The organism is Nocardioides ultimimeridianus, assembly GCF_054777895.1.
This window is the reverse complement of sequence record NZ_BAAHAB010000022.1, coordinates 132906-159486: the sequence shown is the minus strand read 5'-3', so window position 1 is coordinate 159486 and position 26581 is coordinate 132906. Positions and strand designations below refer to the sequence as shown.

Genomic DNA, 26581 nt, shown 5'->3' with positions numbered 1-26581 from the left:
CGATCAGTGCTTCTCGTAGGGCTCGCCGTCGGCCGCCGGCGGCCGCACGCGACCGATGAACCCGGCGACGGCGACGATCACGGCGACGTACGGCATGGCCGCGAAGAGGTAGGCGTTGCTCGCGTCCAGGTTGGTGAACTGGTACTGCAGGCTCAGCATCATCCCGAAGAACAGCGCGGTGAAGGTCGCCCAGATCGGGTGCCAGCGGCCCATGATCACCGCGGCGAGGGCGATGAAGCCCTTGCCGCCCGACATCCCCTCGCCGAAGGCGCCCGTGTTGCCGACGGTGAAGTAGGCACCGCCGAGACCGGCGAAGATGCCGCCGATGAGGACGGCCTGCCAGCGCATCCGGTTGACCTTGATGCCGACCGTGTCCGCGGCCGCGGGGTGCTCACCGACGGCCCGCACCCGCAGGCCCCAGCGGGTCTGGAACAGCAGGAACCAGACCAGCACCACCGAGACGTAGACCAGGTAGACCAGGGTCGTCTGGTGGAACAGGATCTTGCCGAGGAACGGGATCTTGGACAGCAACGGGAAGTCCCAGGCCGCGAGGATCCGCGGCGAGTTCAGGTGCGCCTCCACGTTGTGGTTGAGCCGGATCTCGCCGAAGAAGAACGACGTCAGACCGCTCGCGAACGCCGTGAGCACGACGCCGAGCACGACCTGGTTGACCTGGTAGCGCAGCGCGAACAGCGCCAGCAGCGCCGAGATCATGACGCCTCCGGCGATGCCGCCGAGCAGGCCGAGGCTCGCGCTGAACTGGGTGGAGACGCCGTGCACGTGGGTGGCGACCGTGGAGACCACGGCGGCCAGGAACGCGCCGAGGAGGAACTGGCCCTCGATCGCGATGTTGATGACCGCGGCCCGCTCGCACAGGCAGCCCGCCAGGGCGCCCAGCATGATCGGCGTGGCCTGGTCGATGCCGGCGCTGAACGGTTCCACGACCGTGATCCAGCCGCTCGGGTCGCCGGCCTGGTCCACGAAGTTGCTGAGGTAGAACCCGACGAAGAACGCCAGCCCGCCGAGCGCGACGAGCGCACCGCCGATCCAGCTGCGTGGCACGCGGTTGAGCGCGGCGAGCACCAGCACCGCGGCCGACACGACCGCGCAGCTGACCTGGATCCAGGTGATGTCGATGTTCTTCGGCGGCTTGGCGGGTCCGGCGCCGCCGAACCACCCGCCCGCCGTGGCACGGCTGCCGAACAGCACGTGCGCGTCGTGGGTGCTCAGCCAGAAGTAGGTGAGCAGCGCGGTGGTGATCGCGAAGACGACCACCAGCCGGATCTGGCGGTGCAGGTCGGCGCGGTCGCGCACCCGGACCTCGCGCTCCGGACGGGCCGCCTCCTGCGGAGCCGTCGTCGTCATCCTCCCCACCCCTTCGCCGCCATGGTCTGTTCGCCCCTGATGATCTTCAGCCGCACGACCGAGCGCACCAGCGCCGGCGCCGCGACGAAGAGCACGATGAGCGCCTGCAGCACCCCGGTGAGCTCGGCAGGGGTGCTCGCGTGGACCTGCATGTAGCCACTCCCCGCCTGCAGGGCGCCGAACAGGATCCCGGCGTAGACGGTGCCGATCGGCGTCGCGCGGCCGAGGAGCGCCACGGTGATCGCGTCGAAGCCGATGGTGGCACCGAAGTTCGGCGTCAGGTCGTTGTTGGAGCCCTGGATGAGCATGACGCCGCCGAGCGCGGCGAGCAGCCCGGACAGGATGAGTACGACGGTCGTGACGCTCGCGATGCTCATGCCGGCCGTGCGGGCGGCGGGTGCGTTGGCCCCCACGGCGCGCATCTCGAAGCCCCAGGTGCTGCGCTCGAGCAGCCACCAGACGGCCCACGCCGCGACCAGCGCGAGGATCACCCCGAGGTGCACGCCGGCGATGGTCGGGAACAGCGCGTTCGGGTCGACGGTGGGCGACGTGGGGTCGTCACTGCCGGGACGGTGGAAGGCGTCCTTGTGCAGCGCGAAGCGCATCAACTGGACGGCCACGTAGTTGAGCATCATCGTCACGATGACCTCGTGCGCACCGGTCCGGGCCTTGAGGATGCCCGGGATGGCGCCCCAGAGCGCCCCACCGAGCATCCCGGCCAGCAGCGCCGCCAGCAGGTGGATGCCGCCGGCCATGTGCCAGTGGAAGCCGACGTAGATGCAGCAGATCGAGCCGATGATCAACTGGCCCTGGGCACCGATGTTGAACAGCCCGGCCCGGAAGGCCAGTGTGACGCCGAGGCCGGCGCAGATCAGCGGCGCCGCCTTCTCGAGCGTGAAGGTGATGTTGTCCCACCCGCCGAGCGCGCCCTGGCCGAGCGCCCAGTAGGAGTGCACCACGCGCTGCAGCGGGAACAGCAGGTCGCCGCGCCCGATCGCGCTGAGGCAGTCGCTCTCGGTGAACATGACCAGGAGCGCGCCCACGAGCAGCGCCAGCACGATGGCCGCCAGCGAGCTGACGGCGGTCGGCAGGCTGCCGGCGTACCAGCGCTTGAGGAGGGTCTTCATGCCACCGTCTCCGCGTCGTAGGCGCCGGCCATCATCAGGCCGATCTGCTCCCGGGAGATGTCCGGGGTCACGGTGCCGACGATGCGGCCGTCGTACATGACGGCGATCCTGTCGGACAGCGCGAAGATCTCGTCCAGCTCGGTCGACACCAGGATCACGGCGGTGCCCTGGTCCCGCTCGGCGACGATCCGCTGGTGGATGAACTCGATCGACCCCACATCGACGCCGCGCGTCGGCTGGGAGGCGACCAGCACCTTCAGCGGCCGCGAGAGCTCACGCGCCACGACCACCTTCTGCTGGTTGCCGCCCGACAGCGACGCCACGGGCTCCGCGGCGCCCTGGGTGCGGATGTCGAAGGTCTCGATGCGCTCGCGCGCGTTCTGCTCGATCGCGGCCATCCGCAGCGCCGGCCCGCGCGCGAAGCGCTCGTCGCGGTACAGGTCGAGGACGAGGTTCTCCTGGACCGAGAACGAGCCGACGAACCCGTCCTGCCCGCGGTCCTCGGGGATGAAGCCGATCCCGGCGTCGAGGCTGCGACGCGGGCCGGCCTTGGTGAGCGAGCGCCCCTCGAGGACGATCTCTCCGGCGTCCGGCGTGACCAGCCCCAGCAGCGACTTGATGAGCTCGGTCTGGCCGTTGCCCTGGACGCCGGCGATGCCGAGGATCTCCCCGGCCCGGGCCTCGAACGACACGCCCTTGACGACCTGGTGCCCGCGCGGGTCGAAGACCGTCACGTCGGTCGCGGTGAGGACCGGCGAGCCGGCCTGGGCCGGCTCCTTGTCGACGACGAGCTTCACCGCGCGCCCGACCATCATCTCGGCGAGCTCGTTCTCCGAGGCGGTCGGTGCGGCCGTGCCGACGACCTTGCCGCGCCGGATGACCGAGATCCGGTCGCCGACCGCCTTGACCTCGCGCAGCTTGTGGGTGATGAAGATGATGGAGGTGCCCTGCGCCTTGAGGCTGCGCATGACCTCCATGAGCTCGTCGATCTCCTGGGGCGTCAGCACCGCGGTCGGCTCGTCGAGGATGAGTACGTCGGCGTCGTTGGCCAGCGCCTTGATGATCTCCACGCGCTGCTGCACCCCCACCGGCAGGTCGCCGACGAGGGCGTGCGGGTCGACCGAGAGGTTGTAGCGGTCGGACAGCTCGCGCACCTTGCGCTCGGCGGCCTTGCGGTCCAGGACCACGCCGGCGCGGGTCTGCTCCCGCCCGAGCATCACGTTCTCGGCGACCGTGAAGACCGGCACCAGCATGAAGTGCTGGTGCACCATGCCGATCCCGGCCGCGATCGCATCGGCCGGGCTGCCCAGCTCCAGCGGCTCCCCGTCGGCGATGATCCGGCCCTCGGTGGGCGACAGCAGGCCGTACAGCATGTTCATCAGCGTGGACTTGCCCGCGCCGTTCTCGCCGAGCAGGCAGTGGATCTCACCGGGCTCGATGGTCAGGTCGATGTGGTCGTTGGCGGTGAAGTCGCCGAACCGCTTCGTCAGCCCCTGGATCTCCAGGCGCATGGGTCCTCCTTCGGACGGGCGCTGCTGTGCTGAGCGTAGTCCCGCCCGCGCCGGTCACCCGGACCGGTGAGGGACGGGCGAGGCCGGGGCGGTGGATCCCGCCCCGGCCTCGTGTCGAGCTCGGGTCAGCTGCCGGAGCCGACGGTGTAGGAGCCGTCGATGATCTTCTGCTGGTAGTCGGCGATCTTGGCCTTCAGGTCGGCCGGGACGTTGGCGTCGAGGTCGTGGAACGACGCGAGGCTGACGCCCTGGTTCTCCAGGGTGCCGACGTACGGGTCGTTGTTCCACTTGCCGCTCGCGGCGTCGAGGACCGCCGCGGTGGTCGCGTTGTCGACCCGCTTGACCACCGACGTCAGCAGCATCGAGTGGTACGTCGGGTCGAGCGACTCGTAGCCGTCGGTGTCGACCCAGATGCCGAGGTCGTTGGCCGCCTTGGCCGCGTCGAGCGCGCCGGTGCCACAGCCACCCGCGACCGGGAAGACGATGTCCGCACCCTGCTGGATCTCGGTCGTCGCGATCGTCTTGCACTTGGAGGTGTCGGCGAAGTCGTTGGAGAACTGGCCGCTCTTGCCGTTCCAGCCGACGACCTTGACGCTCTTGCCGGTGTCCTTGTTGTACTGGTTGACACCGGCCAGGAAGCCGTCCATGAAGATCGTCACGGTCGGGATCTGCAGACCGCCGAGGGTGCCGACGACGCCGGTGTGGCTCGTGCCCGCCGCGAGGTAGCCCGCGAGGAACGAGGGCTGGTCGGTGGCGAAGGTCAGCTCCTTGAGGTTGGCCGGGAGCTTGATCGGCTTGCCGTTGGCGTCGACGTAGGAGTTGTCGATGATCGCGAAGTCGGTCTTGGGGTTGGCCTTCGCGGCCGCCAGCGTCGCGTCGGCCATCAGGAACCCGACGGCGGTGATCTGGTCACAGCCGGCCTTGACCTCGGTCTTCAGGTTGACCGCGTAGTCGGAGTCCGCGTTGGACTGCAGCTTCGTGGTCTTGACGCCGTACGTCGAGCCGGCGGCGGTGAGGCCCTTGAGCGCGGTCTCGTTGAAGGAGTGGTCGTTGAAGCCGCCGGTGTCGGACACCATGCAGGCCTTGAAGTCGGGGTACTGCGCGGCCTGGGAAGCGTCCGTGGACCCACCCGTCGCCGTCGACGTCGCGCCGGACGTACCGTCGGTCGCGGTGCCGTTGTTGCTACCGCATGCGGTCAGTGCGAGACCTGCGACCGCTGCAACTGCGGCAAGACGTGCGCTCTTGTGCACGGGTCCTCCTGTGAGTCCGGGAATCGGGGACGCAGGAAACCCTCCCGCGCTTGCGCAGCACAGTAGGCGAACTGACGCTGGGCGACGAGGGATTGCGCCGGATTTCGCCGGTTCGTTACCGCGTCGAGACCTGACCCGGATCGTCGTACGCCGCGAGCAGCCGGTCGGCGGCCAGCGGAGCGGTCAGCTCGCCGGCCAGCACCTGCTCCCGTACGACGTCGCGGATCGCCTTCACCCCGGCCGAGTGACGCAGCCGCTGGTCGAGCTCGTCACGGACCAGGGCCCAGGTGAAGTCGAGCTGCTGCTCGGCCCGCTTGCGGGCCAGCCCCTCGGTGCCGAGCGCCTCGCGGTGCTTGATGACCTCGCCCCAGACGACGTCGAGGTCCTTGTTGTGCAGGCCGGAGTAGGTGATGACCGGCGGCGCCGCCGCGCTCCCCCGCACCAGCTTGAGGGCGCCGAACAGCTCGCGTGCCGCGACCCGGGCCGCGACCTCCTGCTCACCGTCGTCGGCCTTGTTCACGCCGATCACGTCGACGATCTCCAGGATGCCCTTCTTGATGCCCTGGAGCTGGTCGCCCGTGCGCGCGATGGTCAGGAACAGGAAGGTGTCGACCATGCCGGCCACGGTCACCTCGGACTGGCCGACGCCGACGGTCTCGACCAGCACCACGTCGTACCCGGCCGCCTCGACGATCGTCATCGCCTGCGCCGTCGCGCGCGCCACGCCGCCGAGGGTGCCCTCGGACGGCGAGGGACGGATGTAGGCGTTGGGGTCGACGCTGAGCCGGGCCATCCGGGTCTTGTCGCCGAGCACCGAGCCGCCGGTGCGGACCGAGCTCGGGTCCACGGCGAGCACCGCGACGCGGTGCCCCTCGGCGGTGAGGTTGGTGCCGAGCGCCTCGATGGTCGTGCTCTTGCCGACGCCGGGCACGCCGGAGATGCCGACCCGGATCGCGTTGCCGGCGTGCGGGGTCAGCTGGGCCAGCAGGTCGCGTGCGAGCTCGCGGTGGGCCGGCTTGCGCGACTCGACCAGGGTGATCGCGCGCGAGACCTGCGCGCGCTGGCCGGCGAGAACGCCCTCGACGAGCTGTGCCACCTGCGCCGCGTCCTTCACCACGCGGCCAAGGTTACTGAGCCCGGTGCGCGGGTAGGTCGCCGCCATGATCCGGGCCGGGGCGACCTACCTGGACGCGCTCAGTGACCGAGCTGCTCCGAGAGCTGCGCGAGCAGGTCGAGCGCGGACTCGGCGATGACGGTGCCGGGCAGGAACACCGCGGCGGCGCCCATCTCCTTCAGGGTCGGTACGTCGTCGGGCGGGATCACACCGCCGATGACGATCATGATGTCGCCGCGGCCCTGGTCCTCGAGCGCCTTCTTCAGCGCGGGGAGCAGGGTCAGGTGGCCGGCGGCCAGCGAGGACACCCCGACGATGTGGACGTCGGCGTCGACGGCCTGCTGCGCGACCTCCTCGGGCGTGCTGAACAGCGGGCCCACATCGACGTTGAAGCCGAGGTCGGCGAAGGCCGATACGACGACCTTCTGGCCGCGGTCGTGGCCGTCCTGGCCCATCTTGGCGACGAGGATGCGCGGGCGGCGGCCCTCGTCCTCCTCGAACTTGGCGGTCGCCTCCAGCACCTTCGCGGCTGCGTCGTCGTTGCCGACCTCGCTCCTGTACACGCCGGAGATCGTACGGATCACGGCCTGGTGGCGGCCGTAGACCTTCTCCAGCGCGTCGGAGATCTCACCCACGGTGGCCTTGTTCCGGGCCGCGGCGACCGCGAGCTCGAGCAGGTTGCCGTCGCCCCGGTCGGCGGCGTTGGTGAGCGCCTGCAGCGCGGCCTCCACGTCCTCCGGGCTCCGCTCGGCGCGCAGCCGCTCCAGCTTCGCGATCTGCTGGCGGTAGACCGAGTCGTTGTCGACCTTGAGGACGTCGAGCTTGTCCTCCTGCGGCAGGCGGAAGGTGTTGACGCCGATGACCTTCTGCGCGCCCGAGTCGATGCGCGCCTGGGTGCGGGCGGCCGCCTCCTCGATGCGCATCTTCGGGATGCCCTGCTCGATGGCCTTGGCCATGCCGCCGGCGGCCTCGGCCTCCTGGATGTGCGCCCACGCGCGCTCGGCGAGGTCGTGGGTCAGCCTCTCGACGTAGTAGGAGCCGCCCCACGGGTCGATGGAGTACGTCGTGCCCGACTCCTGTTGCAGCAGCAGCTGGGTGTTGCGGGCGATCCGCGCGGAGAAGTCGGTCGGCAGCGCGATCGCCTCGTCGAGGGCGTTGGTGTGCAGCGACTGGGTGTGGCCCTGCGTCGCGGCCATCGCCTCGATCGCCGTACGACCGACGTTGTTGAAGACGTCCTGGGCGGTCAGCGACCAGCCGGAGGTCTGGCTGTGGGTGCGCAGCGACAGCGACTTGGGGTTCTGCGGGTCGAACTGGCGCACCAGTCGCGACCACAGGGCCCGGGCCGCGCGCATCTTCGCGACCTCCATGTAGAAGTTCATGCCGATCGCCCAGAAGAAGGACAGCCGCGGCGCGAACTGGTCGATGGTCATGCCCGCCGCGAGACCGGCGCGGATGTACTCGACGCCGTCGGCCAGCGTGTAGGCCAGCTCGAGGTCGGCGGTCGCCCCCGCCTCCTGCATGTGATAGCCGGAGATGGAGATCGAGTTGAACCGCGGCATCCGCTCCGAGGTGAACGCGAAGATGTCGGAGATGATCCGCATCGACGGCGTCGGCGGGTAGATGTAGGTGTTGCGGACCATGAACTCCTTGAGGATGTCGTTCTGGATGGTCCCCGTGAGCTGCTCCGGCTTCACCCCCTGCTCCTCGGCCGCGGCGATGTAGAGCGCGAGGACCGGCAGCACCGCGCCGTTCATCGTCATCGACACCGACATCTGGTCCAGCGGGATGCCGTCGAACAGGGTGCGGGTGTCGTAGATCGAGTCGATCGCGACACCGGCCATGCCGACGTCGCCGCGCACGCGCGGGTGGTCGGAGTCGTAGCCGCGGTGGGTCGCCAGGTCGAAGGCGACGCTCAGGCCCTTCTGGCCCGCGGCCAGGTTGCGGCGGTAGAAGGCGTTGGACTCCTCGGCGGTGGAGAAGCCGGCGTACTGCCGGATGGTCCAGGGCTGGGAGGTGTACATGGTCGGGTAGGGCCCGCGCAGGAACGGCGAGAGACCCGGCCAGGTGTCGAGGGCGTCGAGGTCCTTGACGTCCTCAGGGCCGTACGACGGCTTGATCTCGATGCCCTCCGGGGAGTGCCACGAGACCAGGTCGCCGTGGACCTCGCCGGTCGAGGGAGCGGTGCCGCCGGTCAGCGGCTGGTCCTTGAAGCTCTTCGGGATGCTCATGCCAGCGCCTCTCGGGTCCGGGCCAGGAAGGACAACGCGTCCACGCCCATCGCGGCCGAGTCGTCGGTGTAGTCGGTCGGCTTGCCGGCGATGATCACGCGGGTCGCCCCGGCCTCGCGGAGGGCGGCGGCCGCGTCGGCGCCCCACTCCTCGTACGCCGTGTCCGAGCCGGCCAGGCAGACGACCGCCTGCCCGGCGTACGCCTTGAGCAGATCGTCGACGCCGGAGGTGGCTCCCGCGACGTCGACGGCGACGCCGCCGGCGGCGAACAGGTTGGCGGCGAAGGTCGCGCGGGCGGTGTGCTGGGCGATCGGGCCGAGCGTGGCCAGGAAGACGGGCGTGGTCGCGGGCTCGTCGCGCAGCGCCTCGAAGGATGCGCCGTAGCGGCGGACGAAGGCGCCGTCCACGCTGGGCTCGCGCACGGGCAGCTCCTCGGCGAGGTTCGGGAACTCCGAGACACCGGTGATCGGCTGCTTGCGCTTCGCGATCGCGGCCTCGCGGGCCGCCACGGTCGCCTCGATCAGCGGGGCGAGCTCCTCGCCCTCGTCGAGCCGGCCGAACAGCTCCCAGGCGGCGACCGCGAGGTCGTCGGTGAGCCGCTCGACGGCGTACGAGCCACCGGCGGGGTCGGCCACCTCGTGCACGTGCGACTCGTCCATCAGCAGGTGCGAGACGTTGCGCGCGATCCGGCGGCCGAGGGCCTCGGGCTGGCCCAGCGGCTCGTCGAAGGGAAGGACGGTGACGGCGTCCGCGCCGCCCACGCCGGCCGCGAACGCGGCGACGGTGGCGCGCAGCATGTTCACGTAGGGGTCGTACTTGCTGTACATCGGGCGGCTGGTGACGGCGTGGATCCGCATGGCGACGCCGGCGTCCGCGTCCGTCGCGACGCCGGACAGCTCCAGCACCCGCGCCCACAGCCGCCGCGCCGCGCGCAGCTTGGCGATGGTCGGGAACTGCTCGTCGGTGGCCGCGTAGCGGAACTCGATCAGCCGCGCGGCGTCGGCGACGTCGACGCCTGCCTGCTCGAGGACGCGGAGGTACTGCGCACCCGCGAACAGGCTCTGCGCCAGCTCCTGCACGTCACTGGCGCCGAGGTCGTGGGCCGCGGTCGCGTCCACGACCAGGCCGAGGATGCCGTGCTCCTGCGCGAGCTTCGCGATCGTGACGATGTCGTCGACGTTCTTCTGCGTGCCGGGCTCGACCAGCCCGCGCAGCGCACCGCCGATCGGGTCCACACCGAGGTTCGTGCCCGGGTGGAGCTCGGCGTACGTCGCGTGCTCGAGGAACGCCGACGCGACGGCGACCGGGTCGCCCACCGGGTCGAGGACGACCGGGGCGAGGTCGAGGAGGACCTTGTCCAGCAGCGTGGCGAAGTCGGTGTCCACGCTCGCGCCGACCCACAGCGAGGTCACGCCACCGTCGAGGTCGACCAGGGCGTGCTCGTTGAGCAGCCTCTCCCCTGCCCCGGCCAGGCGGGCCCGGATGTCCCAGGCGCCGGCGCGGGTGGGGCGCCCGGAGGTCTGGCGGCCCTCGAGGTCGTCGGGCGTGCCGAGCGGGGTGATGACCACGCCGTCGAGCGTCGTACGGGCCAGCTTGTCCCAGACCAGGCTGTCGGCGTCGTCCTCGGCGAGGCGTCGCGCCTTGCGGAGCACGGCGGCCGTGGCCGCCTCCCACTCCTCGCGGGAGTGGGCGTCCTCGGGCTGCGCGAGCGTCAGCGGTGCATCAGTCACGAGTGACCACTTTATCGGCGCGCGATTCCTACTCCCGGGTATGTGACCAATTCGTGGTCCCTGGGTAGGTTCCGGCCGTGAAGGTGAAGGACCCGAGTGGGCAGACCTGGCGGGTGACGCGGCGATGGGTGCCCTGGCGGCGCCGGCTCACGGGCATGGGCGACGTCAGCACACCGCTTGACTGGGGAGCCGGCGGCCTCGGGGACGACCCCATCAGCGCCGTCATCGGCATCATCCTGCTGATCCTGGCGCTGCCGTTCATCGTCCTCGGTCTGATCGTCGCGGCCGAGTTCCTGCTCCTGCTGCTCCTGCTGCCGCTCGCGGTCCTGGGCCGTGCCCTCTTCGGGAAGGCCTGGACGATCGAGGCCCGCCGCGGGTTCGAGATCGTGTGGGACGCGCCCGCGGGCGACTGGCAGGCCAGTGGCCTGCGCATCCACGAGGTCGCGGACGCGATCCGGCGCGGCCAGACGCCGCCGGTCGGCTGAGTTCACCCGGCGTACACCTCGGCGCACCTGGGGTCTCAAGGTGGCGCAACCTCGGACCGGCACTGTCGGAGCATGAGGATCGCGCTGGTGACCGAGACGTTCTACCCCGCCGTCGACTCCACGACCACCACGCTCAAGGCCACGGCCGACCGGCTGGTCGACCTCGGGCACACCGTGCGGATCATCGCGCCGGGGCCCGGGTTGGCGACGTACCGCGGCTGCCAGGTGGTCCGGATGCGGCCGCTGGAGCCCACCGGTCCGCAGGTCAAGGCAGCCCTCGAGGCGTTCGGGCCCGACCTGGTGCAGACCCACTCCCCGCGCGGCGTCGGGCGCAAGGCGCTCAAGCACGCCCAGCGGATGGGCATCGCCTCCCTTGCCGTCGAGCAGTCGCCGGTCTTCGACCTCGCGGCCGACTACTGGCGGGCCAAGGTCGGCGGCCGCGCCGACCAGGTGCTGGTCACCTCGCGGTGGATGGTCGAGCGCGCCGCCGAGCTGGGCGTCGAGGCCGAGCTGTGGGCGCCGGGGGTCGACACGGCCGCGTTCACCCCCGCCCTGCGCGACCAGTGGCTGCACACCTCCTGGTCGCGGGCGAAGGCGGGCACGCCCCAGACCGTGGTCGGGTACGCCGGCAGCCTCCACAAGCGTCACGGCGTACGCCGGCTGGCGGACCTCGCGCGGCTGCGGGACGCCCGCGTGGTGATCATCGGCGACGGCCCCGAGCGCGACTGGCTGGCCAAGCGCCTGCCCGCGGCGCGGTTCACCGGCGCGCTGGCCACCGGCGACCTCACCGTCGCCCTGCCGACGCTGGACGTGCTCGTCCACCCCGGTGCGGCCGAGACCGACTGCCACGTGCTGCGCGAGGCCGCCGCCTCCGGCGTACCGACCGTCGCGCCGCGGGCCGGTGGCGCACCCGACGTCGTACGGCACCTGGAGACCGGGCTGCTCTACGACCCCGAGGACCGGCGTGGGCTGCTGCGGGCCGTGCAGGCGGTCGCGGGCGACCCGCACCGTGCACTGCTCGGGGCGCGCGGCCGGGAGCTGGTCATGCAGCGCAGCTGGGCCGAGGCCGTGGACGAGCTGGTCGCGGCGCACTACCCCGCGCCGGCTCCGCTCGCCGCCTGAGGTCTCGCACCGACGGGGTCAGACCTCGGTGCGGCCCTCGTAGTCCTTGTTCCGCAGACCGATCTTGTTGCCCAGCCACACCAGCGGGTCGTACTTCTTGTCCACCACGCGCTCCTTCATCGGGATGATCGCGTTGTCGGTGATCTTGATGCCCTCCGGGCAGACCTCGGTGCAGCACTTGGTGATGTTGCACAGCCCGATGCCGGCGGCACCCTGGGCCAGCTCGCGCCGGTCGTGGGTGTCGAGCGGGTGCATGTCGAGCTCGGCGTACCGCAGGAAGAAGCGGGGGCCGGCGAAGGCCTCCTTGTTCTCCTCGTGGTCACGCACGACGTGGCAGGTGTTCTGGCACAGGAAGCACTCGATGCACTTGCGGAACTCCTGGCCGCGCTCGACGTCGACCTGAGCCATCCGCCGCTTGCCGTCGGCGTCGCGGGGCGGGAGGGAGACCGACGGCAGCTGCTTGGCCTTCTCGTAGTTGAACGAGACGTCGGTGACCAGGTCGCGGATCACCGGGAAGGTGCGCATCGGCGTGACCGTGATGGTCTCCTCGGGCTCGAAGTCCGAGAGCCGGCACATGCACATCAGCCGCGGCTTGCCGTTGACCTCGGCGCTGCACGAGCCGCACTTGCCGGCCTTGCAGTTCCACCGCACCGCCAGGTCGCCCGCCTGGGTGCCCTGCACGCGGTGGATCGCGTCGAGCACGACCTCGCCCTCGGACACCTCGACCGGGTAGTCCTTGATCTCGCCGCCACTCTTGTCGCCGCGCCAGATCCGGAGCTTCAGCTGGTAGCCCATGGTCACTCCTCGAAGAACTGCTTGAGCTCGGCGGGCATGACCGGCAGGGGTTGCTCGGTCAGGTCGACGCCCGTGCCTTCGGCATTGAGGCGTACGACGAGGTTCTTGCTCCCCCACTCCGGGTCCGGCCCGGGGAAGTCGTTGCGGGTGTGCCCGCCGCGCGACTCCTTGCGCTCCAGCGCCGCCTTGGCGACCGACTCGGCCACGAGCAGCAGGTTGCGCAGGTCGATGGCGAGGTGCCAGCCGGGGTTGTACTGCCGGTGCCCCTCGACGCTGAGGTGCTGGGCGCGCTGCCTGAGCTCCTCGATCGCGGTGATCGCCTGCTCGAGCTCGGGGGCGTCGCGGATGATCCCGACGAGGTCCTGCATGGTCTGCTGCAGGTCCGACTGGATCGTGTAGGGGTTCTCCCCGCCCTCGTGCTCGAAGGGCGCCAGCGCCTGCCGCTTGGCGGCCGCGATCACGTCGTCGGGAGCCGTCGCGCCGCCCGCGCGACCCGAGGCGTACGCCGCCGCCGAGTCGCCGGCCCGCTTGCCGAACACGATGAGGTCCGAGAGCGAGTTGCCGCCGAGCCGGTTCGAGCCGTGCATGCCGCCCGAGCACTCGCCGACCGCGAACAGGCCCGGGACCAGCGACTGCTCGGTGTCGGCGTCGACCTCGACACCGCCCATCGCGTAGTGGCAGGTCGGGCCGATCTCCATCGGCTCGGCGGTGATGTCGACGTCGGCCAGCTCCTTGAACTGGTGGTACATCGAGGGCAGCCGCTTCTTGATGAACTCCGGCGTGCGCCGCGACGCGATGTCGAGGTAGACCCCGCCGTGGGGCGTGCCGCGACCGGCCTTGACCTCGGCGTTGATCGCTCGGGCCACCTCGTCACGCGGCAGCAGCTCGGGGGGACGCCGGTTGTTCTTCTTGTCGTCGTACCACCGGTCCGCCTCCTCCTCGGTGTCGGCGGTCTCGGCGCGGAAGTACTCCGGGATGTGGTCGAACATGAACCGGCGACCCTCGGAGTTCTTCAGGATGCCGCCGTCGCCGCGCACCGACTCGGTGACGAGCAGGCCCTTGACCGAGGGCGGCCACACCATCCCGGTGGGGTGGAACTGCACGCACTCCATGTTGATCAGCGTCGCGCCGGCGCGCAGCGCGAGCGCGTGGCCATCGCCGGTGTACTCCCAGGAGTTCGAGGTGACCTTCCAGCCCTTGCCGAAGCCGCCGGTCGCGAGGATGACCGCCGGGGCGTCGAAGGTGACGAACCGGCCGGACTCGCGCCAGTAGCCGAAGGCGCCGGCGATCGCGCCGTCGACCTTGAGCAGGTCGGTGACGGTGAACTCCATGTAGACGTCGATGCCCAGCGATACCAGTCGCTGCTGGAGCGTGCGGATCATCTCCAGCCCGGTGCGGTCGCCGATGTGGGCGAGCCGGGCGTAGCGGTGGCCGCCGAAGTCGCGCTGGGAGATCAGGCCGTCCTTGGTGCGGTCGAAGAGCGCGCCCCAGTCCTCGAGCTCCATCACCCGGTCGGGGGCCTCCTGCGCGTGGATCTGCGCCATCCGCCAGTTGTTGAGCATCTTCCCGCCGCGCATGGTGTCGCGGAAGTGCACCTGCCAGTTGTCCTCGGGGTAGACGTTGCCCATCGCCGCGGCGGCGCCGCCCTCGGCCATCACGGTGTGCGCCTTGCCGAGCAGCGACTTGCACAGCACCGCGACCTTGGCGCCCGCCTCGTGGGCCGCGATCGCCGCGCGCAGGCCGGACCCGCCGGCGCCGATCACCACGACGTCGTACTGGTGCCGCTCCATGCCGCCCTCGGCGTCGCCGGACATCTCGTTACCCGTCATCGGGTGCCGGTCGGTCGTCATGTCAGAAGAACCTCAGGTCGGAGATCGTGCCGTTGGACACCAGGTAGATGTAGAGGTCGGTGAGGGCCACCGAGAACAGCGAGAGCCAGGCGTACATGGCGTGCTTGCCGTTCAGCTTCGAGACCTGGGTCCACATCCAGTAGCGGACCGGGTGCTTGCTGAAGTGCCGCAGCCGACCGCCGACGATGTGCCGGCAGGAGTGGCAGCCCAGCGTGTAGGCCCAGATCAGGATCACGTTGACCCACATCACCACGGTGCCGAGCCCCATGTGGAACCACTGGTCGTCGGGGTTGCGGAAGGCCAGCACCGCGTCGTAGGTGAGGATCAGCCCGACCACCACGGCGGCGTACCAGAAGTAGCGGTGGAGGTTGTTGAGGATCAGCGGCAGCCGCGTCTCGCCGGAGTACGCCGAGTGCGGCTCCGCGACCGCGCACGCGGGCGGCGAGAGCCAGAAGGACCGGTAGTAGGCCTTGCGGTAGTAGTAGCAGCTCATCCGGAAGCCCAGCGGGAAGATCAAGATGATCAGCGCCGCCGAGAGCGGCCACCACGAGAACGGCTGGCCGAAGTCGCTGCTGCCCTTCACGCAGTCGCCCAGGCAGGGCGAGTAGAACGGCGAGAGGTACGGCGCCGCGTAGTAGTGCGATCCCGCGAACGCGCGGATCGTCGCGTAGACGACGAAGGCGGTGAAGACGACGAACGTCGTCAGCGGGTAGGCCCACCAACGGTCCGTGCGAAGCGTCCCCTCCTCGATCCTGGCCCTCGTCGGGCCGTGAACCCCGTTGGTGTCCGTCGCCATCTGACCTTCCTCGCGTTGGTGGGAGGCAAAGCGCGACCGAGTCTGCACCTTCGGCCCCGAATGTGAAAGGGGCCACACCGCAAACCCCCGGGATCGCCGGGCCCGCCGGTGAGCGGTACCGTGACGGCCGTGGCTGCACCTCTCATCTCCCAGACGGGGCTTGTCGAGAACTCACGCGCGGTCCGCACGACCATCGCGCTGAAGTTCCTGATGGCCGCCAGCGGCGTTCTCTTCATCGGATTCGTCCTCGTCCACATGTACGGCAACCTGAAGGCCTTCGCCGGGCACAACGCGTTCGACGAGTACGCCGCGCACCTGCGCGTCCTCGGTACGCCGATGCTGCCGCGCGAGGGCTTCCTGTGGCTGATGCGCGTGCTGCTGATCCTCGCGATCGTCGTGCACATCTCTGCCGGCGCGGCGCTGTGGCGGCGCGCGGCCAAGGCGCGCCCGATCAAGTACGTCGTCAAGAAGCACACCGGGGCCATCCCGGCGGCGCGCATCATGCGCATCGCCGGCGTGTGGATCCTGGGCTTCCTGATCTGGCACCTGATCAACTTCACGATCGGCAAGGTCAACCCGTCCGGCGGGCCGACCAACGACCCGTACAACCTGCTGGTCGACGACTTCAAGACCTGGTGGAACACCGTCATCTACCTGGTGTCGATGGCCTTCCTGGGCGCCCACATCCACCACGGCACCTGGAGCGCGATGCAGACGCTCGGCTGGACCGGCTCGGCCCAGGCGCGCGCTCGCGCCCGGACCTTCGCCCTCGCGGTGGCGATCGTGATCGCGGGCGGCTTCTCGCTCGTCCCGCTCGGTGTCGTCTTCGGCATCATCGACTGACCGGCCTAGCAGGAAGACCAACGCAATGACTGACATGCCGGACACCACCCTGACCCACCACGGATCGCACGACGAGCCGTCCCCGGGCGAGTACGACGACGCGGCGGGCTACTACGTCGCGGGCGACCCGCTCGTCGACACCAAGGCGCCCCAGGGCCCGATCGCCGACCGCTGGCAGACCCGCAAGTTCGAGGCGCGCCTGGTCAACCCGGCCAACCGCCGCAAGCTCGACATCATCATCGTCGGCACCGGCCTGGCCGGCGGCGCCGCCGCGGCCACGCTCGGCGAGGCCGGCTACAACGTGAAGTCCTTCTGCTACCAGGACTCCCCGCGCCGGGCGCACTCGATCGCCGCCCAGGGCGGCATCAACGCGGCCAAGAACTACAAGGAGGACGGCGACTCGGTCCACCGTCTCTTCTACGACACCGTCAAGGGCGGCGACTACCGCTCGCGCGAGTCGAACGTCTACCGCCTGGCCGAGGTCAGCACGAACATCATCGACCAGTGCGTCGCGCAGGGCGTCCCGTTCGCCCGTGAGTACGGCGGTCTCCTCGACAACCGCTCCTTCGGCGGCGTCCAGGTCTCCCGCACGTTCTACGCCCGCGGCCAGACCGGCCAGCAGCTGCTGATCGGCGCCTACCAGGCGATGGAGCGGCAGATCAAGGCCGGCACCGTCACGGCGTACACGCGTCACGAGATGCTCGAGGTGATCATCGCCGACGGCAAGGCGCGCGGGATCATCGCGCGCGACATGGTCACCGGCGAGATCGAGACCCACCTGGCCGACGTCGTGGTGATCGCCTCCGGCGGCTACGGCAACGTCTTCTACCTCTCGACCAACGCGATGGGCTCCAACGTCACCGCCGCGTGGCGTGCGCACCGCAAGGGCGCCTACATGGCCAACCCCTGCTACACGCAGATCCACCCCACGTGCATCCCGGTCTCCGGCGAGCACCAGTCCAAGCTGACGCTGATGTCGGAGTCCCTCCGCAACGACGGCCGGATCTGGGTGCCGAAGAAGAAGGAGGACTGCACCAAGGACCCGCGGGACATCCCCGAGGAGGACCGCGACTACTACCTGGAGCGGATCTACCCGTCCTTCGGCAACCTGGTCCCCCGCGACATCGCCTCCCGCCAGGCCAAGAACATGTGCGACGAGGGTCGCGGCGTCGGCCCGATGGTCGGCGACTTCCGGCGCGGCGTCTACCTCGACTTCAAGGACGCCATCGAGCGCCTCGGCAAGGACGCCATCGAGGAGAAGTACGACAACCTCCTCGACATGTACGAGCGGATCACGGGCGAGAACCCGTACGAGGTGCCGATGCGGATCTACCCCGCCGTGCACTACGTCATGGGCGGCCTGTGGGTCGACTACGACCTGCAGTCCACGATCCCGGGCCTGTTCGTGACCGGCGAGGCGAACTTCTCCGACCACGGCGCCAACCGCCTCGGCGCCTCGGCCCTGATGCAGGGCCTGGCCGACGGCTACTTCGTCCTCCCGCACACCATCCGCGACTACCTCGCCGACGGCCCGTTCGACGAGATCGACGAGTCGCACCCGGCGGTCGTGGAGGCCAAGCAGGAGGTCGAGGACCGGGTCGCGAAGTTCCTCGCGATCCAGGGCACCCGCTCGGTCGACAGCTACCACCGCGAGCTCGGCCACATCATGTGGGAGTACTGCGGCATGGAGCGCACGGCCGAGGGCCTGCGCAAGGCGATCGACATGATCCGCGAGCTCAAGCAGGACTTCTGGACCAACGTCAAGGTCCTCGGCGCCGCGGACACGCTCAACCAGAGCCTGGAGAAGGCCGGCCGCGTCGCCGACTTCATCGAGCTCGGCGAGCTGATGTGCATCGACGCCCTCAACCGGCGCGAGTCCTGCGGCGGCCACTTCCGCGCCGAGTCCCAGACCGAGGACGGCGAGGCGCTGCGTCACGACGACGAGTTCGCCTACGTCGCCGCGTGGGAGTGGGCCGGTGAGGGCGAGGCGCCCATCCTGCACAAGGAAGACCTGGTCTACACGGCCATCGAGATGAAGCAGAGGTCCTACAAGTGAGCCAGGACGGTACAGACGGCATGAGGCTGACCCTCAAGATCTGGCGTCAGACCGGCGCCGACGACCGGGGCGGGATCCGCACCTACCACGTCGAGGGCATCTCCTCGGACATGAGCTTCCTGGAGATGCTCGACGTCCTCAACGAGCAGCTCAACGACCAGGGCGAGGAGCCCGTGGCGTTCGACTCCGACTGCCGCGAGGGCATCTGCGGCATGTGCTCGCTGATGATCAACGGCGAGGCGCACGGCCCGGAGGTCACCACGACCTGCCAGCTGCACATGCGCTCCTTCAAGGACGGCGACACGATCACCATCGAGCCGTGGCGCTCGGCGGCGTTCCCCGTCATCAAGGACCTCGTCGTGGACCGGTCGGCCTTCGACCGGATCATCCAGTCCGGCGGCTACATCTCGGCCAACACCGGCTCGGCCCCCGAGGCCAACTCGGTGCCGGTCCCCCGCGACCACGCGATGCGCGCCTTCAACGTGGCGACCTGCATCGGCTGCGGTGCCTGCGTGGCGGCCTGCCCCAACGGCTCGGCCTCGCTGTTCCTCGGCGCCAAGATCACCCACCTCGGCGAGCTGCCCCAGGGCCAGCCCGAGCGCTGGTCGCGCGTGGTCGACATGGTCGGCCAGCACGACCACGAGGGCTTCGGCGGCTGCACCAACATCGGTGAGTGCGCGGCGGCCTGCCCCAAGGAGATCCCGCTCGACGTGATCTCCTTCCTCAACAAGGACCTGCGCACCGCGCTCAAGTCCGGCCACTGAGTAGCCGGGAGGCCCGGGTTTCGCCGTACGGCGGGCCCGGGTCTCCGCTACTTTTCGGCTGTGGGTGCGATCGCGATCCGTTCGTGGCTGGAGGAGCGTCACTCCCAGCTGCACATGCGGCGCTGGATGCTGGAGTTCGACCAGGCCGAGGTCGAGCGCGAGTTCCGGCGCCAGGACGACGCGAACGGGATCGCCTCCGCGCCGTTCGCCCTGTTGGTGGGCGTCGCGTTCACCGTCGTGTACGGCGGGTTCGACATGCTGGTGCTCAGCGAGGGACGGGTCGCGGCGCTGGCGATCCGGGTCGCCACCGTGATCTTCTTCCTCGGCGCCAACGTGATCCTGCAGCGGATCCGGCTCGCGCGTGATCACTTCCAGGTGGCCACGCTGCTGTTGCTGACCCTGGTGCTGGTCTCGCTCGGCCCGGCGCTCGGCATGGGGGCCGACTTCCCCACCGAGTACCTCCGCACCTCGGCGAGCGTCACGATCCTGGGTGCGGTCGGCCTGCTGCGGATGCGGATGCGGGCCGTCGACGCGATGGTCGCCATCTTCGTGGCGGTCTGCCTGACACTGCCCGGGGCGCTGGACAGCGTGGACGCGCTGGGGGTCCTCATCGCGCCGACCATCGGCACGGCCGCGATCACGTGGGCGATCGCCTACGGGCTCGAGCGGCTGCGGCGTACGAACTTCCTGCGCGAGCGCGAGCTCGAGGAGGCGCGCGCCCGGTCCGACGAGATCCTGCACAACGTGCTGCCCGCCTCGATCGCGGAGCGGCTGCGGACCGGCTCCGGGGCGATCGCCGACTCGGCCCCCAGCGTCAGCGTGCTCTTCTCCGACATCGTCGGCTTCACGCCGGTCTCCGAGACGCTGACGCCGGAGGCCCTGGTGCAGCTGCTGGACACGATGTTCCGCGAGTTCGACGGGCTCTGCGACCGGCGCGGGATCGAGAAGATCAAGACCGTCGGCGACGCCTACATGGCGGTGGCCGGCCTCCCCACCCCGGACGCCGACCACGCGGCCTCGGTGGCCGAGCTCGCCCTGGACATGCAGCGCACCCTGACCCGGCTCTCGGCGGACTGGCCGAGCCCGATCTCGATGCGGATCGGCATCGCGTCGGGCCCGGTGGTGGCCGGCGTGATCGGGCAGCGCAAGTTCACCTACGACCTGTGGGGCGACACGGTGAACACCGCGAGCCGGATGGAGTCCAGCGGCCGGCCGCACCGGATCCAGGTCGCGGCCTCGACCCACGACCTGCTGGAGAACCGCTACGCCTTCAGCGCCCCGCAGGTGATCGACGTCAAGGGCAAGGGCCCGATGACGACGTACTTCCTGCTGGGGTCGCTGGTCTAGATGCGCTCGGCCCTCTTGGAGGCGCGCAGCGCCTTGACGCCCAGGCCGCCGAGCACCGCGCCCAGGACGAGGTCCACGACGATCAGGATCGAGTGGGCGATCCAGTAGCCCTTCGGGTGCGCCTCGCCGCGGCTGTGGGCGGCGGACAGGTTCTTGGCGAAGGTCAGCCAGATCCAGAAGTTCCAGATGCCGACGCCGATCAGCAGCCAGGCGTGCTTGCGCTCGAACTTCATGGGTGGGGCCTCCGCGTGCGCTTGAGAAGTACGACGAGAGCCAGCATCGTACCCGCGCCGGCGGCGAAGGGACCGCCCCTGCCCGACTGCGGCTGCGCGGCGACCTGGCTCACAGCGGGCAGCACCGGCAGGCTGATCAGGGCCTTCGGGTCCGCCACGGTGCGGGCGCGGGACGTCTGGGCCCAGGCGGCGGCGTACAGGGTGACCTGGGAGAAGTAGTTGATCCAGACCAGCAGGATCAGCGCGATGCCGAAGGCCTGGAAGGCCGGCTGCCCCTTGGTGGAGGCCAGCAGCAGCGTGGAGGCCTGCTTGAGGACCTCGAACCCGACCGCGGCGAGCAGCGCCCCCTGCCACAGCGCGCGCCGTCCGAGACGCGGGTGCGCGAGCAGCACGAACATCAGGAAGAACATCAGGGTGCCGGCGGCCACGCCGACGACGACCGCCAGCACGGTGACGATCCAGCCGAGGCCGCCGGAGAGTCCCAGCTTGTCCAGCAGCCAGCCCGAGGAGTGGCCGATCACCCCGGAGACCGCGACGCCCGCGAGGAGCACCACCCCGAGGACCGCCAGGGCGCTGAGGTCGCGCAGCTTGCCCATGATGAAGTTGGGCCGCAGCCGCTGGGGCTCCTCGAAGACCGCGATCAGCGCGGTCTGGAGCGCGGAGAGCCAGCCGAGGCCGGCGTACAGGACACCGGCGAGGCCGATCAGGCCGACCGCGCCCGCGGAGTTCTCGATGTCGGCGAGCTGGATCTGGTTCGGCCCGGTGCCCACCAGCCCCGGCAGGACCTGGCTGATCGCGTTGACCAGGGTGTCGCGGGCGTTCGGGACGACGCGGGCGACGTACCCGATGACGAAGAACGCCAGCGCCAGCACCGGGAACACCGACAGGAACCCGAAGTAGGTGACACCGGCCGCCTGCTGGCTGCCGTTGACCGATCCGTAGTGCTCGACCGTGCGGAGCACGCGGTCCAGGAGCGCGGAGCGCTCCCGGGCGTCCTCGAGCCGCTGCTTGATGCCCGCCATGGCCCCGACGTTACTGGGCCGCGCCGGCCGTCAGCTCGAAGCTCCGCAGCGGCACCCAGCCCGCGGCGCCCTGGTGCACGTAGAGGTGGAACTCGCGGACGTCGAAGAGGCACTCGAAGTCCGCCATGTCCGCGAACGCCCGGTCCAGGGTCGCGTCGTCGACGTGGTGCGCCACCGTCACGTGCGGGTGGTAGGGCCAGTCGATCTCGATGCCGAGCGGTCCGCGGCGTACGACGTCGGCCAGGGCCTCGCACTGCGAGATGCCCTCGACCAGGCCCACGAACACCACCGGCGAGACCGGGCGGAAGGTGCCGGTGCCGCGCAGGTGCACGGTGAACGGCTCGATCTTCGTCGCCGCCTGCTCCAGGTGCTCGACGATCGGGGCGAGGTCGCGATCGACGGCGGTGGGCGGGATCAGCGTGATGTGGGTCGGTACGCCGAGGGCCGTCGGGTCGCCGATCTCCAGGCGGTACTCCTGCAGCCGGGTCGCCGCCGGCTCCGGGATCGCGACCGCCACGCCGATCGTCGCGGTCGTCTCGTCAGCATCGGGCATGCCGTTGCGGAACGAGCTCATCAGGCCGGCGCTCCCGGGGCGGTCGGGACGGTCGGGGCCACGAAGCCCACCCGCTGGTAGACGTCGCGCAGCGTCGCCTCCGCCACCGGACGGGCCCGCTCGGCGCCCCTGGCCAGCACCTGCATCAGGTAGTCCTGGTCGTCGAGGAGCTCCAGGGTGCGGTCGCGGAACGGGGTGACGTAGCTGGTCACCACGTCGGCGAGGTCGCTCTTGAGGGCGCCGTACCCCTGGCCGGCGTACTGCGCCTCGAGGTCGGCGATGGACTCCCCGCCGAGCGCGGCGTACAGGCTGAGCAGGTTGCTGACGCCCGGCTTGTTCTCGGGGTCGTAGCGGATCTCGCCGTCGGAGTCGGTGACCGCGCTCTTGATCTTCTTGATCGTCGCCGCGGGGTCGTCGAGCATCTCGATGATCCCGTTGGGCGCCGAGCCCGACTTCGACATCTTCTTCGTGGGCTCCTGGAGGTCGTAGATCTTCGCCGTCGACTTCAGGATGTAGGGCTCGGGCAGCCGGAAGGTCTTCTTGAACCGGCTGTTGAACCGCTGCGCCAGGTCGCGGGTCAGCTCCAGGTGCTGACGCTGGTCCTCGCCCACGGGGACGTAGTGCGGGCGGTAGAGCAGGATGTCGGCCGCCATCAGGATCGGGTAGGTGAACAGCCCGACGCTGGACGAGCCCTCACCGCCCTTGGCCGACTTGTCCTTGAACTGGGTCATCCGGCGGGCCTCGCCGAAGCCGGTGATGCCGTTGAGGACCCAGGCCAGCTGGGCGTGCGCGGGGATGTGGCTCTGCACGAAGATCGCGGACTTGTCGGGGTCCACGCCGGCCGCCAGCAGCTGGGCCGCGCTGCGCAGCGTGCGCTCGCGCAGCAGCTTCGGGTCCCACTCGACGGTGATGGCGTGCTCGTCGGCGATGAAGAAGAACGGCTCGTAGTCGGCCTGCAGGATCTGCCAGTTGCGCACCGCTCCGAGGTAGTTGCCGAGGTGGTAGCTGTCGGCAGTCGGCTGGATGCCCGAGAGGACCCGGGGACGGGCCGCTCCCTGCGGTGCCTGCTGCCCGGTGGCCGTCTCCGGCACGGGGGGCTGGGCGGTCGTGGCGGACATGGTCCCCGATTCTGTCAGGCAGTCCGCACCAGGTCGATCGGCCCCCCGTCCTTGGGGAACGGCAGCGAGTGGTTGTCCAGCGGTGCGACGTACGACGGGTCGACGCTCCAGCGGTGGTCGCGCAGCAGGCGGTGCAGGACGGCCTTCACCTCCAGGCCCCCGAAGTGCAGGCCGATGCACTTGTGCACCCCTCCCCCGAACGGCTCCCAGGCCATCCGGTGCGAGCGGTCCTCGCGGCGCTCGGACGAGAAGCGCTCGGGGTCGAAGGTGCCCGGGTCGGTCCAGTACTCCGGCATCAGGTGCGAGAACTGCACGCCCACCATCACCGGGGTGTCCGCGGGGATCCGGACGCCGAGCACGTCCACGTCCTTGACCGTGCGCCGGGCCAGCACCGGCACCGGCGCGCGCAGCCGCAGCGCCTCCTTCATCACCAGGTCCAGCGACGTCAGGCCCTCGAGCTCGGACATGCTCGGCTCGTCGCCGAGCGCCCGGGACTCCTCGCGGCAGCGCTCCTGCCAGGACGGGTGCTGCCCGAGCAACTGCAGCATGGTCGAGGTCGTGATGGTCGTGGTGTCGTGGGCCGCCATCATCAGGAAGATCATGTGGTTGACGACGTCGTCGTCGGTGAAGCGCTCGCCGTCCTCGGTCTCGATGTGGCACAGGACCGAGAAGAAGTCGTCGGTGCGCCGGGCGCGCTTCTCGGGGAGGTAGCCGCGCAGGAAGTCCTCGAGCACCCGCCGGCCGCGGAAGGCACGGCCCCACCGGGTGAACGGAACGTCCGCCCGGATCCACCCGGTCGCCGCCTGCACGCAGTCGATGAAGGCGCGGTTGACGCGTGCCATCTCCTCGGGACCGGTCGCCGTGGCGCCGCCCATGAAGATGTCCGCCGCGATGGACAGCGTCATCTGCTTCAGCGCGGGGTGGGCGCGGAAGTCTCGTTGGGTCGGCCAGGTCGCGGTGGCGCGGGCGATCGCCGGATGCATGCGCGGCACGTACGCCGCCAGCCGGTCGCGCACGAACGCCTCCTGCATGATCCGCCGGTGCAGGTGGTGCTCCTCGAAGTCCAGCAGCATCAGGCCGCGGTGGAAGAACGGGCCGACCATCCGCCCCCACCCGGGGCCGTTCGCGAACGCCTTGTCGCCGTTGCGCAGGGCGGCCTCGCACGCATCCGGCCCGAGCAGGATGACGCCGCGCTCGCCGAGATAGGGGAAGGGCGAGACCGGGCCGTAGGTCTCCCACTGGTGACGGAACAGCGCCAGGGGGTCGCGGGCGTAGTCGAGGATGCGGCCGGCCCACGGAAGGCCCCGGTCGCCACGCACCGGCTCGGACAGCTCGATCGCCTGGGTCACCAGGCCAGCGTGATTCAGGAAGGATACCCTGTCAACCTTCTCGGCAGCATGAGAGGCTGGCCCCATGGCGGTGCAGTCGGGGGTCTATCGAGGGGTGTCCGCGCAGGACCGGGCGGCCGAGCGCAGGGCCCGCCTGATGGATGCCACGCTCGAGGTCTGGGCCGACCCGTCGCGGCGTACGACGATGACGGCGGTGTGCGCCGAGGCAGGACTCACCGAGCGGTACTTCTACGAGAGCTTCGGCGGCCTCGACGAGGCGCTGCGAGCCGTCCTCGAGGCGGTCGCGGTCGAGATCGAGCAGACCACCACGTCAGCGGCCGACGCCGCGGGCGACGACCCGGCGGCCCGCACGCAGGCGATGGTGGAGGCGTTCGTGGACTATCTCGCCGCCGACCCGCGCAAGGGCCGGGTGGCGATCGTCGAGGCCGGATCGATGCCCGAGCTGCGGCAGCGGCGTACCGAGCTGTTGCGGCACTTCGCCCACCGCACCGCCGAGGAGGCGCGGGCCTGGCTGCAGCTCCCCGAGGACAGCGCGGCCGAGGACGAGCTCGCCGGCCTGCTCTTCATCGGCGGCATGGCCGAGCTGATCACGGCGTGGCTCGACGGCGCGATCCGGGCGGAGCCGGCCGAGATCGTGCGAGCGGCGTCCCGGGGCTTCCTCAAGCTGTACGGCTGAGGTCCGCGACGGCGGAGCCCGCGTCCCGCCGGTGCAGGGTCGCCGACAGCAGCAGGATCAGCACCCCCAGGACGCTCAGCCCCACCCCGACGAGTGCGGGCGAGCGGTAGCCGTGGCCACCGGCGATGACCAGGCCGCCCAGCCAGGCGCCGAGCGCGTTGGCCACGTTGAGGGCGGCGTGGTTCATGGCGGCACCGAGGGTGACCGCGTTGCCGGCGACGTCCATCAGCCGCAGCTGCAGGTTGATGACGAGCACCGAGCCGCTCGCGGTGACCAGGAAGGCCACGGGCAGCAGCCACCAGCCGGTGGGGGCGACGAAGAAGTAGACGAGCAGGAAGAGGCCGCTCGCCGCTCCCCCGCCGATCAGGCTGCGGAAGACCGAGATCGCCGCGAGCTCACCGGCGACCCAGGTGCCGACGACCATGCCGAGCCCGAGGGCGAGCACGAACAGCGGCACGGTGCCGGTGGCGAGGCCGCCGACCTCGGTGACGGTCTTGGCGACGTAGGAGTAGACGGCGAAGAGCCCGCCGAAGCCGACCGCGCCCGCCGCCATCGTCAGCCAGACCTGGCCGTTGCTGAAGAACTCGCGCGCCTCCGCACGGCCGCTCGCGGTGGCGTCGCCCGCCACGCTCGGCACGGCCGCGAGGACGCCGACGACGGTGACGACGGCCAGAGCGGCCGCGGTCAGGTACGTCGCCCGCCAGCCGACGTTCTCACCCAGCCAGGTCGCGAACGGCACGCCGACCACGTTGGCCACCGACAGCCCGAGCATCACGCCCGCGACGGCCCGGCCGCGACGCTCCGGCACGACCAGGCTGGCGGCCACCAGGCTCGCCACCCCGAAGTAGGCGCCGTGCGGCAGGCCGTCCAGGAAGCGAGCCAGGGCCAGCACCGGATAGCTGGGCGCGAGCGCGGAGAGCACGTTGAAGCCGGCGTACGCCGCCATCAGGCCGACCAGCATGGCCCGGCGCGGCAGGGCGGCCCCGAAGAACGCCAGGATCGGTACGCCGACCACCACCCCCAGCGCGTACGCCGAGATCACGTGGCCGGCCGTCGGCACGGAGATGCCCACGCCGTGGGCGACCTCGGGCAGCACGCCCATGGTCATGAACTCGGTGGTGCCGATCGTGAACCCTCCGACGGAGAGCGCCAGGATCGCCAGGCCGGGGCGGGCGGTCGCGACCTGCACGGTCGACTCGTCAGGGCTCGTCTCGGTCGCGGTCACTGAAGCGGCAACCCGAGGCCAC

Annotated in this window: 23 protein-coding genes; 7 read left to right on the top strand and 16 right to left on the bottom strand. The window is 70.5% G+C overall.

Translation table 11 applies throughout. The annotated features are described in order from the left end of the window. Nucleotides 1–3 precede the first annotated feature (3 nt). The 7 genes from ACYU8V_RS20540 to ACYU8V_RS20510 all read right to left on the bottom strand — a co-directional run bounded on the left by ACYU8V_RS20540 (nucleotide 4) and on the right by ACYU8V_RS20510 (nucleotide 10325). Nucleotides 4–1365, bottom strand: coding sequence for an ABC transporter permease (locus ACYU8V_RS20540; protein WP_460850044.1), 1362 nt, complete (start codon nucleotides 1363–1365; stop codon nucleotides 4–6). Further along, nucleotides 1362–2492: an ABC transporter permease gene (locus ACYU8V_RS20535; protein WP_460850042.1), complete on the bottom strand. Its 1131-nt coding sequence runs from the start codon at nucleotides 2490–2492 to the stop codon at nucleotides 1362–1364. Before ACYU8V_RS20535 ends, ACYU8V_RS20540 begins: the two co-directional genes overlap by 4 nt. After that, a complete protein-coding gene (locus ACYU8V_RS20530) occupies nucleotides 2489–4003 on the bottom strand; it encodes an ABC transporter ATP-binding protein (RefSeq protein WP_460850041.1) in 1515 nt (504 codons plus the stop codon). Before ACYU8V_RS20530 ends, ACYU8V_RS20535 begins: the two co-directional genes overlap by 4 nt. A gap of 125 nt (nucleotides 4004–4128) precedes the next feature. Beyond that, on the bottom strand, nucleotides 4129–5253 hold the full coding sequence (locus ACYU8V_RS20525; protein ID WP_460850040.1) for a BMP family lipoprotein: 1125 nt from the start codon (nucleotides 5251–5253) through the stop codon (nucleotides 4129–4131). Nucleotides 5254–5368: 115 nt separating this feature from the next. Further along, nucleotides 5369–6370, bottom strand: coding sequence for a methylmalonyl Co-A mutase-associated GTPase MeaB (gene meaB, locus ACYU8V_RS20520; protein WP_460850038.1), 1002 nt, complete (start codon nucleotides 6368–6370; stop codon nucleotides 5369–5371). Between the two features lie 77 nt (nucleotides 6371–6447). Beyond that, complete coding sequence (gene scpA / locus ACYU8V_RS20515) at nucleotides 6448–8595, bottom strand: methylmalonyl-CoA mutase (protein WP_460850036.1); 2148 nt, start codon at nucleotides 8593–8595, stop codon at nucleotides 6448–6450. After that, nucleotides 8592–10325, bottom strand: coding sequence for a methylmalonyl-CoA mutase family protein (locus ACYU8V_RS20510; protein ID WP_460850034.1), 1734 nt, complete (start codon nucleotides 10323–10325; stop codon nucleotides 8592–8594). The genes scpA and ACYU8V_RS20510 overlap by 4 nt, the downstream gene beginning before the upstream one ends. A gap of 77 nt (nucleotides 10326–10402) precedes the next feature. Between ACYU8V_RS20510 and ACYU8V_RS20505 the strand changes: the two genes are divergently transcribed. Further along, nucleotides 10403–10810: a hypothetical protein gene (locus ACYU8V_RS20505; RefSeq protein WP_460850032.1), complete on the top strand. Its 408-nt coding sequence runs from the start codon at nucleotides 10403–10405 to the stop codon at nucleotides 10808–10810. A gap of 72 nt (nucleotides 10811–10882) precedes the next feature. Beyond that, nucleotides 10883–11932 carry a glycosyltransferase gene (locus ACYU8V_RS20500; RefSeq protein ID WP_460850031.1) on the top strand — a complete coding sequence of 350 codons (1050 nt, stop codon included), beginning with the start codon at nucleotides 10883–10885 and terminating at the stop codon, nucleotides 11930–11932. 18 nt (nucleotides 11933–11950) lie between these two features. Here ACYU8V_RS20500 and ACYU8V_RS20495 read toward each other — a convergent pair whose 3' ends face one another. From ACYU8V_RS20495 to ACYU8V_RS20485, 3 genes are read right to left on the bottom strand one after another with little or no spacing between them, the layout of a single operon-like run. Beyond that, entirely contained in the window at nucleotides 11951–12727 is a 777-nt protein-coding gene (locus ACYU8V_RS20495) for a succinate dehydrogenase/fumarate reductase iron-sulfur subunit (protein WP_460850030.1), read from the bottom strand. Nucleotides 12728–12729: 2 nt separating this feature from the next. Then, entirely contained in the window at nucleotides 12730–14577 is a 1848-nt protein-coding gene (locus ACYU8V_RS20490) for a fumarate reductase/succinate dehydrogenase flavoprotein subunit (protein WP_460850028.1), read from the bottom strand. Between the two features lies 1 nt (nucleotide 14578). Continuing rightward, nucleotides 14579–15373 (bottom strand): hypothetical protein, encoded by a 795-nt coding sequence (locus ACYU8V_RS20485; RefSeq protein WP_460850027.1) that lies wholly within the window; start codon nucleotides 15371–15373, stop codon nucleotides 14579–14581. Nucleotides 15374–15502: 129 nt separating this feature from the next. Here ACYU8V_RS20485 and ACYU8V_RS20480 point away from each other — a divergent pair, with 129 nt between their 5' ends. Genes ACYU8V_RS20480 through ACYU8V_RS20465 form a run of 4 tightly spaced genes read left to right on the top strand, consistent with a single transcriptional unit; the run spans nucleotide 15503 to nucleotide 20383 of the window. After that, nucleotides 15503–16216, top strand: a complete 714-nt coding sequence (locus ACYU8V_RS20480; RefSeq protein ID WP_460850025.1) for a succinate dehydrogenase cytochrome b subunit — start codon at nucleotides 15503–15505, stop codon at nucleotides 16214–16216. Nucleotides 16217–16250: 34 nt separating this feature from the next. Then, on the top strand, nucleotides 16251–18272 hold the full coding sequence (locus ACYU8V_RS20475) for a fumarate reductase/succinate dehydrogenase flavoprotein subunit (RefSeq protein ID WP_460850076.1): 2022 nt from the start codon (nucleotides 16251–16253) through the stop codon (nucleotides 18270–18272). A 20-nt stretch (nucleotides 18273–18292) separates the two neighbouring features. After that, nucleotides 18293–19036, top strand: a complete 744-nt coding sequence (locus ACYU8V_RS20470) for a succinate dehydrogenase/fumarate reductase iron-sulfur subunit (RefSeq protein WP_460850024.1) — start codon at nucleotides 18293–18295, stop codon at nucleotides 19034–19036. A 60-nt stretch (nucleotides 19037–19096) separates the two neighbouring features. Next, nucleotides 19097–20383 (top strand): adenylate/guanylate cyclase domain-containing protein, encoded by a 1287-nt coding sequence (locus ACYU8V_RS20465; protein ID WP_460850021.1) that lies wholly within the window; start codon nucleotides 19097–19099, stop codon nucleotides 20381–20383. Here the strand turns inward: ACYU8V_RS20465 and ACYU8V_RS20460 are convergent. The 5 genes from ACYU8V_RS20460 to ACYU8V_RS20440 are packed head-to-tail and all read right to left on the bottom strand — an operon-like array spanning nucleotide 20380 to nucleotide 24658. Next, nucleotides 20380–20616 (bottom strand): SCO4848 family membrane protein, encoded by a 237-nt coding sequence (locus tag ACYU8V_RS20460; RefSeq protein WP_460850019.1) that lies wholly within the window; start codon nucleotides 20614–20616, stop codon nucleotides 20380–20382. The two genes, ACYU8V_RS20465 and ACYU8V_RS20460, sit on opposite strands and share 4 nt — an antisense overlap. Further along, a complete protein-coding gene (locus ACYU8V_RS20455) occupies nucleotides 20613–21638 on the bottom strand; it encodes a YihY/virulence factor BrkB family protein (protein ID WP_460850018.1) in 1026 nt (341 codons plus the stop codon). The genes ACYU8V_RS20460 and ACYU8V_RS20455 overlap by 4 nt, the downstream gene beginning before the upstream one ends. Nucleotides 21639–21648: 10 nt before the next feature. After that, a complete protein-coding gene (locus ACYU8V_RS20450) occupies nucleotides 21649–22212 on the bottom strand; it encodes a 2'-5' RNA ligase family protein (RefSeq protein ID WP_460850016.1) in 564 nt (187 codons plus the stop codon). Beyond that, nucleotides 22212–23309, bottom strand: coding sequence for a tryptophan--tRNA ligase (trpS, locus tag ACYU8V_RS20445; RefSeq protein WP_460850014.1), 1098 nt, complete (start codon nucleotides 23307–23309; stop codon nucleotides 22212–22214). The genes ACYU8V_RS20450 and trpS overlap by 1 nt, the downstream gene beginning before the upstream one ends. Before the next feature lie 14 nt (nucleotides 23310–23323). After that, a complete protein-coding gene (locus tag ACYU8V_RS20440; RefSeq protein ID WP_460850012.1) occupies nucleotides 23324–24658 on the bottom strand; it encodes a cytochrome P450 in 1335 nt (444 codons plus the stop codon). A gap of 64 nt (nucleotides 24659–24722) precedes the next feature. Here ACYU8V_RS20440 and ACYU8V_RS20435 point away from each other — a divergent pair, with 64 nt between their 5' ends. Continuing rightward, nucleotides 24723–25334 carry a TetR/AcrR family transcriptional regulator gene (locus tag ACYU8V_RS20435; RefSeq protein WP_460850011.1) on the top strand — a complete coding sequence of 204 codons (612 nt, stop codon included), beginning with the start codon at nucleotides 24723–24725 and terminating at the stop codon, nucleotides 25332–25334. Here ACYU8V_RS20435 and ACYU8V_RS20430 read toward each other — a convergent pair. Beyond that, nucleotides 25318–26559 (bottom strand): MFS transporter, encoded by a 1242-nt coding sequence (locus ACYU8V_RS20430; protein WP_460850010.1) that lies wholly within the window; start codon nucleotides 26557–26559, stop codon nucleotides 25318–25320. The genes ACYU8V_RS20435 and ACYU8V_RS20430 overlap by 17 nt on opposite strands. Nucleotides 26560–26581: the final 22 nt, after the last annotated feature.